The sequence below is a fragment of the Streptomyces sp. NBC_01288 genome, from assembly GCF_035982055.1.
Taxonomy (GTDB): Bacteria; Actinomycetota; Actinomycetes; order Streptomycetales; family Streptomycetaceae; genus Streptomyces.
The window spans coordinates 2,339,548-2,351,658 of record NZ_CP108427.1; the positions used below are offsets into that span (position 1 = coordinate 2,339,548).

The following is a 12,111-nucleotide window of genomic DNA, read 5'->3' on the forward strand; positions in this document are numbered from 1 at the left end:
GCCAACCTAGCGCGGCCTATGCGAGGAGGCAGCGACACCCAACGTTTACATAATTCCGCCCCGCCGTCAGTGGTGTTTCGGGACTGTGAGCCCAGGATGAATATCGGGGGCTTTTGGACCGCTTGCGCCACTGCGGTCCGAGTGGTGTGCCCTCTGAAGGAAATTGGCAGGGTTTTCGGTTGTTTGGGGACCCCTTTCCGGCTGGCTGGATCACTGCCGTTGTCCAGTTGCTTGCCTTGGCGTTGTTGACCGACGAGTAACCGGGGGGCTAGCTTTCCATCAGCCCTCTTGCGCCTCTGCGATTACATTCGGCGCCCCCTGCCGAAACCCCCCACCGTGCAGTTTCACCGTTTATTCGGAGAATCATGACGCCTGTCGCGCGCGCCGCAGAAATGATCATTGGAATCACTCCGTTCCATGAACCGGACGCCCGACTCGCGGCGGCCGTCAGCCGCGCCGGCGGGCTGGGGGTACTGGACCTGGGAATGGGCGACCGAAGATCCAGAGAGGCCCTGACGCGCATCCGGCGCTGGTCGCCCGACCCATTCGGGGTACGGGTCGGACCGCACTGCCGGATCGGCCCCGGTGACCTCACGACGGGCGGCGGCGCGACCCCGCACACCGTGGTCCTCACCGCGGACGCCGCCTGGCAGGTCGACGAGGTCGCGGCGGAGCACCGGGTGCTGGTCGAGGTCACCGACCCGGACCAGGCACTGGCGGCGGTCCGCGCCGGTGCGCACGGGCTGATCGCCCGGGGCACCGAAAGCGGCGGCCGGGTGGGCGAGTTGAGTACCTTCGTCTTACTCCAGCGCCTGCTCGCCGAGCCCGGTGTGGACGTCCCGGTGTGGGCCTGCGGCGGCATCGGCCCCCGTACGGCCGCCGCGGCCGTGGCCGGTGGCGCGGCCGGAGTGGTCCTCGACAGCCAACTGGCCCTGCTCGCCGAATCGGTCCTGCCGGAGGCCGCCGCTGCGGCACTGCGCTCGATGGACGGCTCCGAGACCACGCTGGTGGCCGGCCACCGCGTGCTCCTACGACGCGGTCCTGACGCCCCGCAGGTACCCGCCGACCGGGTGTCCGAACTGCTCGGCGCCCGCGACCCCCGCACCCAGTTGCTGCCGGTCGGCCAGGACGGTTTCCTCGCCGCGCGCTTCGCGGAACGCTGGGGCGACACGGGACGCACGATCCGCGAACTGACCGCCGCCGTACGGGAGTCGGTACGGGACGAGCACGCGGCCGACGCGCTGCGCGCGGGCTCCCCCATGAGCCGGACCCTCGGCACCCGACTCCCCATCGCCCAGGGCCCGATGACCCGTGTCAGCGACCAGGCGGAGTTCGCCGCGGCCGTCGCCGAGGGCGGCGCCCTGCCGTTCGTCGCGCTGGCGCTGTCGAGCGGCGAACAGTCCCGGACGGTGCTGGCCGAGACCCGCGCCGCCGTGGGCGACCGCCCCTGGGGTGTCGGGGTGCTCGGCTTCGCGCCCGAGGAGATGCGCGACGCCCAGCTCGAAGCCGTACGGGAGTTGCGGCCCACGCACGCGATCATCGCGGGCGGACGCCCCTCCCAGGCCGAAGCGTTGGAGCGGTCCAGGATCTCCACCTTCCTCCATGTGCCCTCGCCGGGACTGCTCCGCCAGTTCCTGGACGCCGGTGTCCGCAAGTTCGTGTTCGAGGGCTCCGAGTGCGGCGGCCACGTCGGACCGCGCGGCAGCTTCCCGCTGTGGGAGGCCCAACTCGCCGTCCTGGAAGACTTCTTGGCCACGGCCGAGGCGGGCACGGCGGAACGCGTCGAGGTGTTCTTCGCGGGCGGCGTCCACGACGAGCGCTCGGCGGCGATGGTGGCCGCACTCACCGCACCGCTCACCGCACAAGGTGCGGCCGTGGGCGTCCTGATGGGCACCGCCTATCTGTTCACGGAGGAGGCAGTGACGCGTGGAGCGGTCCAACCGCTCTTCCAGGAGCAGGTGATCGGCGCTACTCGGACCGCACTCCTGGAGACCGCGCCCGGTCACGCCACCCGCTGCGTACCGAGCCCATTCAGCGACAACTACCTGGTCTTCGAAGCCCAGCTGCGAGAGCAGGGCGTCCCGGACCGGCAGATCTGGGAGAAATTGGAACGGCTCAACGTCGGCCGCCTGCGCATCGCCAGCAAGGGCGTCGAGCGGGACGCGGACGGCGCGTTGGCCGCCGTGGACGAGCAGCGCCAGCTCGCCGAGGGGATGTTCATGGCCGGCGAGGTCGCCGTGCTGCGTTCGGCGACCACCACGATCGAGGCCCTGCACCGCTCGGTGACCGAGGAGGCCGCCGACTACCTGGCCGAGAGCGCGCGAACCGCCCGCACCCGCCTGGGAGTCGATGAGACGGCCGAGCCGGAGGCACCGGCCCCGCTGGACATCGCTGTCATCGGCATGGCGTGCATGTTCCCGCAGGCCCCCGACCTCCCCACGTTCTGGGCGAACATCCTCGGCGGACGCGACTCCGTCGACGAGGTCCCGCCCGACCGCTGGGACCCCGCCGTCCACTACTCGGCCGACAAGAATGGTGCCACCCCGTCGAAGTGGGGCGGCTTCCTGCCGCGCATCCCCTTCGACCCGCTGCGCTACGGCATCCCTCCGGCCTCCCTCGGCAGCATTGAACCGGTCCAACTACTGGCCCTCGAAGCGGCCCGGCGTTCGCTGGAGGACGCCGGATACGGCGACCGGGGGCGGGAGTTCGACCGGGCGCGCACCTCCGTGGTGTTCGGCGCGGAGGCGGGCAGCGACCTGTCCAACGCGACCACGCTGCGCGCCGTACTGCCCTCCTACTACGGCAAGATCCCGCAGGGCATCGAGGAGCAACTCCCCACGCTCACCGAGGACTCCTTCCCCGGCATGCTCTCCAACGTCATCTCGGGCCGCATCGCCAACCGGCTCGACCTCGGCGGCGCCAACTTCACGGTCGACGCGGCCTGCGCGTCCTCGCTGGCCGCCGTCGACGTCGCCTGCAAAGAACTCGTCGGCGGCACCAGCGATGTGGTCCTGTGCGGGGGCGCCGACCTCCACAACGGCATCAACGACTACGTCCTCTTCTCCTCCGTGCACGCCCTCTCCCCCACCGGCCGCTCCCGCGCCTTCGACAGCTCGGCGGACGGCATCGCGCTCGGCGAGGGCGTCGCCTGCGTGGTCCTCAAGCGGCTCGCGGACGCGGAGCGGGACGGCGACCGGATCTACGGTGTCATCAAGGGAGTCGGCAGCTCCAGCGACGGCCGCTCCCTGGGCCTGACGGCACCCCGCCCCGAGGGCCAACGGGCCGCGCTGGAACGGGCGTACCGCAACGCGGGCGTCTCCCCCGCCGAGGTCGGCCTGGTGGAGGCGCACGGCACCGGAACCGTCGTCGGCGACCGCACCGAACTCTCCATCCTCAGCCAGGTGTTCACCGAGTCCGGTGCGGAGACGGGCAGTTGTGCGCTCGGCTCGGTCAAGTCCCAGATCGGGCACACGAAGTGCGCCGCGGGACTCGCCGGTCTCATCAAGACCGTGCTGTCCCTCTACACAGGCGTCAAGCCACCCACCCTGCACATGAAGCAGCCCAACTCGGCCTGGCAGCAGGACAGCAGCCCGTTCGTCTTCCACGCCCGGCCCCGCCCGTGGGGGGCTCCCGCCGAGGAACGCGTGGCAGGGCTCAGCGCGTTCGGCTTCGGCGGCACCAACTTCCACGCGGTGATCGGGGCGTACGGCGAGGCGGTCCCGCCGGCGCAGGGTCTGGACGCGTGGCCCGCGGAGCTGTTCACCTTCCGGGGCGTGGACCGGGCGGCGGCGCGGAGGGGCGTCGAGGAGATCCTGAAGCTCGCGGAGGCGGGCCACTGGAAGCTGCGCGACCTCGCCCTGAGCGCGTCACGCCGCTCGGACGCCCGGCACGAACCGGTGCAGGTGGCGGTCGTGGCGCGGGATGTGGAGGGGCTGGCCGGGCAACTGCGGCGGGCGCTGGCGGGTGAGCACGATCCGGTCGCCGGAATTCACCTGGCCGACGCGAGCGCGGACTCCGGCAAAGTCGCGTTCCTCTTCCCCGGTCAAGGCAGTCAACGGCCCGGCATGCTCGCCGACGTGTTCATCGCGTTCCCCGAGTTGCAGCACTACCTTCACCTCGGCCGCGACCACGCCGACGCGCTCTACCCGCCCACCGCCTTCGACGACACCGCCCGCGACCGCCAGCAGGCCGGTCTCACCGACACCCGGGTCGCCCAACCCGCCCTGGGCATCGCCGGGTTGGCCGCCCACGCCCTGCTCACCGAGGCGGGCGTCCGCCCCGACATGGCGGCCGGGCACAGCTACGGCGAGCTGGTCGCCCTGTGCGCGGCGGGCGCGATCGCGCCGGAGGCACTGCTGGAGCTGAGCGCCGAACGCGCGGCGGCGATCCTCGAAGCCACCGGCACGGACGACCCGGGAACCATGGCCGCGGTCGCGGCCGGTGCCGAGGACGTCGAGCAGGCCCTGAAGGCGGCGGACGCCCCCGACTCGGTCGTCATCGCCAACCACAACTCGCCCCGCCAGACGGTGATTTCGGGCCCGACGGAAGCCGTCGCCACGGCCGTACGGCTCCTGCGCGACGCCGGTCTCGGCGCCAAGCGCATCCCCGTGGCCTGCGCCTTCCACAGCCCGCTGGTGGCGGGGGCGGGCGAACGGTTCGCGGAGTCCCTCGCCCAACGGCCGGTCCTCACACCCGAGTTCCCCGTCTGGTCCAACCGCACGGCCGCCCCGTACGGCGAGGGCGCCGACACGGTCCGGGCCGAACTCGCCGCGCAGATCGGCTCCCCGGTCGCCTTCGTCGCGCAGATCGAGGCGATGTACGAGGCGGGAGCCCGGGTCTTCGTCGAGGCCGGTCCCGGTTCCGTGCTGACCCGGCTGGTCGACCAGATCCTCGGCGACCGCCCGCACCGCACGGTCGCGTGCGAGCCCCGGCCGGACAGCGGGCTGCGCGGCTGGCTCGACGCCCTTGCCCAACTGGCCGTCGCGGGACTGCCGGTGCGCACCGGCTGGCTCTTCAACGGGCGCGACGCCGTCGACGCGGCCCGGACCCCCGTGCCCTCGCGACCCGGCTGGACGGTCGACGGACAGCTCGTCCGTACCGCCGCCGGAGCACTCCTGCCCGGTGCCCTCGCACCGGCCCGACGCGTTGTGGAGACGACTGTGACGACGAACCCTCAGGACGGTGTCCCCGTCGAGGCGAACAGGGACGCGCTCATCTCCGAATTCCTGCGCACCAGCCGGGAGATGGTGGCCGCGCAACGGGATGTGCTGATGACGTACTTCGGCGCGGTGCAGGGCACGGTGCCGCAGGGAACATGGGTGCCCGCACCGGCGCCCGCCGCGATCGAGGTGCTGCCGCAGACACCCGCCCTGCCGGCGGCTGTCGAGACTCCGACCGCTCAACAACCCACCGCGCAACCGGAATCAGCCCCCGAGGCCGTCACCGAGGCCGACGTGCTCCGCGTCGTCCTGGAGATCATCAGCGAACGCACCGGCTATCCCGTCGACATGATCGAGCCCGACCTCGACCTGGAGGCGGACCTCAGCATCGACTCCATCAAGCGCGCCGAGATCGCCGGCGAACTGGCCCATCGCCTGGGCATCGGCGGCGGGATGGACGTCGCCTCGCTCGACGACGCCGAGTTGGAGGACCTGGCGAAGGCCCGTACGGCGGCCTCCGTCACGAGCTGGCTGTCGGCACGACTGACGGAACCCGCAGCGGCAGAGGAAACACACCCGAGTGTCAGCACCCCGCAGGACGAGGTCACCGGCTCGGCACCCAAGCGGCTCCAACTGCGGCCCGTGCTGCTGCCGCACCAGGACGGCGACAACCCGGCGGATCCGGCATCCGTGCTGAGCGGACGGCGCTTCATCCTCTACGGCGACGGTGACAGTGGCGTTTCGGAGGCGGTCGCTGCGCGGCTCTCCTCCTACGGCGCCGACGCGGTGACCGTCGTCCCGGAGCACCAACTCACCGACGCGGACGGCCAAGTGGACGGCGTCCTCTATCTCACACCGCTCACCGCATCGTCCCCGGTGCTGCCCGACGCGTTCCCCGTGTTCCAGGCCGCCCTGCGACGCGGCCCGCGCCAACTCCTCGCGATACAGGGCGCGGACGGGGGTTCGGCGGGCCTGCACGGGTTGTTCCGTACGGTGGCCCGCGAGTACCCGGACACCACCGCCCGGGTCGTCGAGCTGGCGGACACCGCACCGGCAGCCGTAGCCGACGCGGTGATCGCCGAACTCCTGGCCCCCGACAGCGAGCCGGTCGTGCTCCGAACGACCGCCGGACGCCACGGACTTGAGCTGACCGAGACACCGCTCGGCGCGCTCGCGACCAACGGTGCCGGACCGGCCGGTGACGGAGTCGCCGAAGCATCCGCCATCGGGCTCGACCGCGACTCGGTGGTGCTGCTGGTGGGCGGCGCGCGGGGCATCACCGCGAAGTTCGCCGTCGCACTCGCCGCCGCCTCCCGGTGCCGTATCGAACTCCTGGGCAGGACGGCCGCACCGGCAGGCCCCGAGGACCCGGCGACCGCGGGCGCCCGCACCCCGGCCGAACTGCGCGCCGTACTCGCCGCGAAGGGCGGCGGACTCACCCCCGCCGAGATCAACCGCACTGCCGAACTCCTGCTCGCCCAAAGGGAGATCACCGCGACCCTCGACGAACTGAGCGCCCTCGGCAGCCAGGCCCGCTACCACTCCGTCGACTTCCGCGAACCGGACGCCGCGCTCCAGGCGGTCAAGGAGATCCACGCCGAACACGGCCGCCTCGACGGCGTCGTCTACGCGGCCGGCGTCATCGAGGACCGGCTCATCGCCGAGAAGACCACGGAGTCCTTCCAGCGGGTCTACGGCACGAAGACGCACGGCGCCGAAGCCCTGCTGTCGGCGCTGGAGGAGCTGCCCAACGGCCCTGCTTTCGCCGTGCTGTTCGGCTCAATATCGGCCGTCCTCGGCAACCGGGGCCAGGTCGACTACGCGGCTGCCAACGACGCGATCCAGAGCCTGGGCACCGCCTGGTCCGCCCGCACCGGGCACCGTGCGCTCACCGTGCACTGGGGTCCCTGGGCGCCCACCGGTGGTCACCACGGCATGGTCACCCCGGAGTTGGGGCGCGAGTACGCCCGGCGCGGTATCTCGCTGATCGACCCCGAGGAGGGCACCGCTGCTCTGCTGCGTGAACTCGCCTGGGGCGACGAGTCAGCAGGAGCCGTCGTCTACACCGCTTCGGGCTGGTAGCCATGACGGACCGTCAAGTGCCGGTCGCCATCGTGGGAATGTCGGTGCTGCTCCCCGGCGCCGCCGACCTCGACGCGTACTGGCGGAATCTGTTGGGCGGCACGGACGCCATCAGCGAGGTGCCGGACGGGCGTTGGGACGCTGACTACTACCGGCCCGACTCAGCGAGCGGTCCGGCCGTGGCCGACCAGGTGTACTGCCGGCGCGGTGGTTTCGTGGACGAGTTGGCCGAGGTCGAGGTCACCCGGTTCGGCATCATGCCGAACTCGGTGCCCGGCACCGAACCCGACCAGCTCATCGCCCTCCACGTGGCCGCCGCCGCCCTCGCCGACGCGGGCGGCGAGTCCCGCCTGCCCGACCGGCGGCGCGTCGGTGTCGTCCTCGGCCGGGGCGGCTATCTCACCCCGGGGCTGGTCCGGCTCGACCAGCGGGTCCGTACGGCGGGCCAACTCGTCCGCACCCTGGGCGAGTTGCTGCCCGACCTGGACCCCGGCCAACTCGACCGCATCCGCACGGCGTTCACCGACCGGCTCGGCCCCGACAGTCCCGAGTCGGTCATCGGCCTGGTCCCCAACCTCGCGGCGTCCCGCGTCGCCAACCGCCTCGACCTGCGCGGCCCGGCGTACACGGTGGACGCGGCCTGCGCGTCCTCGCTGATCGCCGTCGACCAAGCGGTGTCCGAACTGGCCGCCGGGCGCTGCGACTTGATGCTCGCCGGGGGCGTCCACCACTGCCACGACATCACGCTGTGGAGCGTGTTCTCCCAGCTGCGCGCGCTCTCCCCGAGCCAGCGCATCCGCCCCTTCCACCGTGACGCCGACGGCATCCTGATCGGCGAGGGTACGGGAGTCGTCGTCCTCAAGCGCCTCGCTGACGCCGAGCGTGACGGCGACCGTATCTACGCCGTCATCCGTGGCACCGGTGTGTCCAGCGACGGCCGCGCCGCGAGTCTCGTCAACCCCGACTCGACGGGCCAGACCCATGCCGTACGCCAGGCCTGGCATGCGGCGGGGCTGGACCCCGCTCTGCCCGACTCCATCGGCCTCCTTGAGGCACACGGCACGGCGACACCCGCCGGTGACGCGGCCGAACTCGCCACGCTGGCCGAGGTGTTCGGGGACACCGGCACCTCCCATGGCCGTGCGGTCATCGGCTCGGTGAAGTCGATGATCGGCCACACAATGCCGGCCGCCGGGGTGGCCGGGCTGGTCAAGGCCGCCCTCGCCGTCCATCACGGCATGCTGCTGCCGACCCTGCACTGCGACGACCCGCATCCGGCGCTCGCGGCCACCCGGTTCCGTCCGCTGGAGCAGGCGGCACCCTGGGAGACGACTCCCGAACAGCCGGTGCGCCGGGCGGCGGTCAACGCGTTCGGGTTCGGCGGCATCAACGCGCATGTGGTGCTGGAGGAGGCTCCCGGGGCGCGCGCAGCACATGCGGCCGCGGTGGTCCCCGGCGAACCGGAACGTACGAACACCCCCGCTCGCACAGCCTCCGTGGCCGAACCGGAACGCGTGCTGATGCTGGCCGCCGACAGCCCCGAGGCTCTCGCCGCGCTGCTGAACGCCGACGACTCCGCCATCCTGGCCGCACACAACACCCCTGCCACCCAGGGCCGTTCCCGCCTCGGCATCGTCGCTCCGGACGCCAAGCGCCTCGCGCTGGCCCGCCGGGCGGTCGCCAAGGGCCGGGCCTGGCAGGGCCGTAGCGATGTGTGGTTCACGCCGAGCCCGCTCATCGGACCCGGCGCGGGACAGCTGGCGTTCGTCTTCCCGGGTCTGGAGGGCGACTTCACGCCCCGGGTCGAGGACGTCGCCGCGCACTTCGGTCTCCGTGAGAGCCGGTCCGCAACACCCGCACAAGTAGGCGATGTTGGCCGTCACGGCTTCGATGTCGTCGGCGTCGGGCGGCTGTTGGACGCCGCGTTGCGCAAGATGGGTGTCGTACCGGACGCCGTCGCCGGACACAGTGTCGGTGAGTGGACCGCGATGACCGCCGCCGGGGTGTACTCGCCGGACGAGGTCAGCGACTTCATGGAGGCGTTCGACCCCGACTCGGTGACGGTCCCCGGCCTCGCCTTCGGGGCGATCGGCGCCCCGGCCGAGCGCGTGCTCGCGGCTCTCGCAACCGACTGGCCGGACGCCGGAATCGTGCTCTCGCACGACAACGCTCCGGGCCAGTCGATGGTGTGCGGACCGGACAAGGCGGTGGACGAGTTCGTGCGGTCCTTCCGCGCGCAGGGCGTCCTGAGCCAGGTCCTCCCGTTCCAATCCGGCTTCCACACACCGATGTTGAAGCCCTACCTCGCCCCGATCGAAGAGGCCACGAACCGCTTCCGCCTCCACCCGCCGACGGTCCCCCTCTGGTCCGGGACCACCGCCTCGCCGTACCCCAAGGACGAGAAGGCGGTACGCGAACTGTTCATCCGGCACCTCCTGGAGCCCGTGCGCTTCCGCCAACTCGTCGAGGCCATGTACACCGCCGGACACCGCGCCTTCGTCCAGGTCGGCACCGGCCAACTCGGCTCCCTCATCGACGCGACCCTCAGCGGACGCGACCACCTGGTCGTCGCCGCCAACTCGCCCCACCGCTCCGGACTGGCCCAACTCCGCCGCGTGGCCACTGCGTTGTGGTCGGCAGGCGCATCGGTGGACCCGACGACACTGACCCCGCAGAAACCGGCTCCACGACGGGAACGCCCCCCGGTACGGCTGGACATGGACGGCGCACTCGTGTCCCTCGACGCCCCGACCTTGGTGAAGCTGCGGGCGGAACTACGCACACCGGCCACCGCCAACACCCCGGCCCTCGCGGCGCTTTCACCCCTGGACGCCCTCACCGACCGCTTCCCGGCCGCCGCCGAACTCCACGCCCTCATGCGCGACACCGCCGACACGGCCGCCCAACTCATCAGCGCGGGCAGCCGTCGTAGCGCACCGACCGCACCCGCACACGTGCCCGCACCCCGGGTGTCCGCCCCCGTCCCGCCACCCCAACTCCCCACTCCTCCAAGGGAATGGCAGACGACGGTCCACGTCTCCCCCGAGTCCATGCCCTACCTCATGGACCACTGCTTCTTCCCGCAACGCCCCGACTGGCCGGACGTGGCGGACCGTTGGCCGGTGGTCCCCGCGACCACGATCGTCCAGCACATCGTCGAGGCGGCGGAACGGACGGCCCCGGGCATGCGCGCGGTCGCCGTGCACGACGCACGGTTCGACCGGTGGCTCACGGCGACACCGCCGATCGACGTACCGGTGCGGGTAGTCGCGGACACGCCCGACCGACTCGCCGTCTCCTTCGGCCCGCACGCGCGCGGAGTGGTCGAACTGGCCCCCGCCCACGCCGTATCGCCCCCACCGCACCCCCGCCCGGACCCGACCACCGAACGCGTCCCCGACCACACCGCGGCCCATCTCTACGACGAACGCTGGATGTTCCACGGCCCGGCGTTCCAAGGGGTCACCGAACTCACCGCGATCGGCGACCGCCACGTACGCGGCGTGATCACCACACCCCCCGCACCGGGCGCCCTGCTCGACAACGTCGGCCAGATCCTCGGCTACTGGATCATGGCGACCCGCACCGAACGCACCGTCGTCTTCCCGGTCGGCATGCGCGAGATGCGCTTCTACGGCCCTCATCCGCGCCCCGGCACGCAGGTGGAGTGCCTGGTGCGGATCACCTCGCTGACCGACACCGCGCTCGAAGCCGACGTACAACTCGCGGTCGACGGCGTGGTGTGGGCGGACCTGACCGGCTGGCAGGACCGGCGTTTCGACAACGACCCGCAGACCAAGCCGGTCGAGCGCTTCCCGGAGCGCAACACCCTCTCCGAGGCCCGCCCGGGCGGCCGGACCCTGCTCAACGAGCGCTGGCCCGACCTGGCCTCCCGCGACCTGATCATGCGCAACTCCCTGAGCAGCGTGGAGCGTTCGCAGTACGCCGAGCATCCGCCGCGTGGGCGCCGACAGTGGCTTCTCGGCCGGATCGCGGTGAAGGACGCAGTACGGCAGTGGCTGTGGGGCCATGGCGAGGGGCCCGTCTATCCGGCGGAGATCCGGGTCCACAACGACGAGTCGGGCCGCCCGTACGTCACGGGACTGCACGGCAGGACCCTGCCCCCACTGGATGTCTCGCTGGCCCATCGCGCCGAGGCGGCGGTCGCGATCGTGCGGCCGCATGCCCCTGGTCCCGGCCCCGGGATCGACATCGAGGAGGTCGTGGAGCGCCCCCCGAGCACCCTCACCACCGCCCTGGGCGAGGAGGAACTCGCCCTTCTCCGCGCCCAGTTGACGGCCACCGGCGAGTCCGAGGCGCTGTGGTTCGCCCGTTTCTGGGCGGCGAAGGAAGCGGTCGCCAAGGCGGAGGGCACCGGCTTCCGGGGACGGCCGCGCGACTTCGCCGTCTTCCAAGTGGTCTCCGGATCACGGCTGTTGGTGTCGGGGCGCCTAGAGCGCGCCTACACCGTGCACTACGAGCCGGCCGGCAATCCCCCCGCTCTGCCGGACAGGACCTACGTCGTGGCCTGGACGACGGGACCCGCGCACGAAGAGGAGTACGACCGATGACCCCCACCACCGAGGACACCGTCCTCGCCGACCTCACCGGCATGCTCACCACACTGCTGGAGGACGAGTACGGCGTCGACGACGTCGAGATCACCATGACGACGACCTTCAACCGCGACCTGGAGCTGGAGAGCATCGATCTGGTGACCCTGGCCGGTCTGCTCCAGGAGCACTACGGGACGAAGGTCAACTTCGCCGAGTTCCTGGCCGGCATGGAGTTCGACGAGATCATCGAACTCACCGTCGGGCGGCTCGTGGAGTACGTCGTGCAGAGTCTCAAGGCAGCCGAGGCGGGCTGA

At 71.8% G+C, this 12,111-nt stretch carries 3 protein-coding genes; all 3 read left to right on the forward strand.

Annotated features, from left to right (window positions below; all coding sequences use genetic code 11):
* Positions 1–365 precede the first annotated feature (365 nt).
* Genes OG194_RS10245 through OG194_RS10255 form a run of 3 tightly spaced genes read left to right on the forward strand, consistent with a single transcriptional unit; the run spans position 366 to position 12,111 of the window.
* Entirely contained in the window at positions 366–7,241 is a 6,876-nt protein-coding gene (locus OG194_RS10245; protein WP_327400546.1) for an SDR family NAD(P)-dependent oxidoreductase, read from the forward strand.
* Positions 7,242–7,243: 2 nt separating this feature from the next.
* Entirely contained in the window at positions 7,244–11,812 is a 4,569-nt protein-coding gene (locus OG194_RS10250) for a polyketide synthase (protein WP_327400547.1), read from the forward strand.
* Positions 11,809–12,111 (forward strand): acyl carrier protein, encoded by a 303-nt coding sequence (locus tag OG194_RS10255; protein ID WP_327400548.1) that lies wholly within the window; start codon positions 11,809–11,811, stop codon positions 12,109–12,111. The genes OG194_RS10250 and OG194_RS10255 overlap by 4 nt, the downstream gene beginning before the upstream one ends.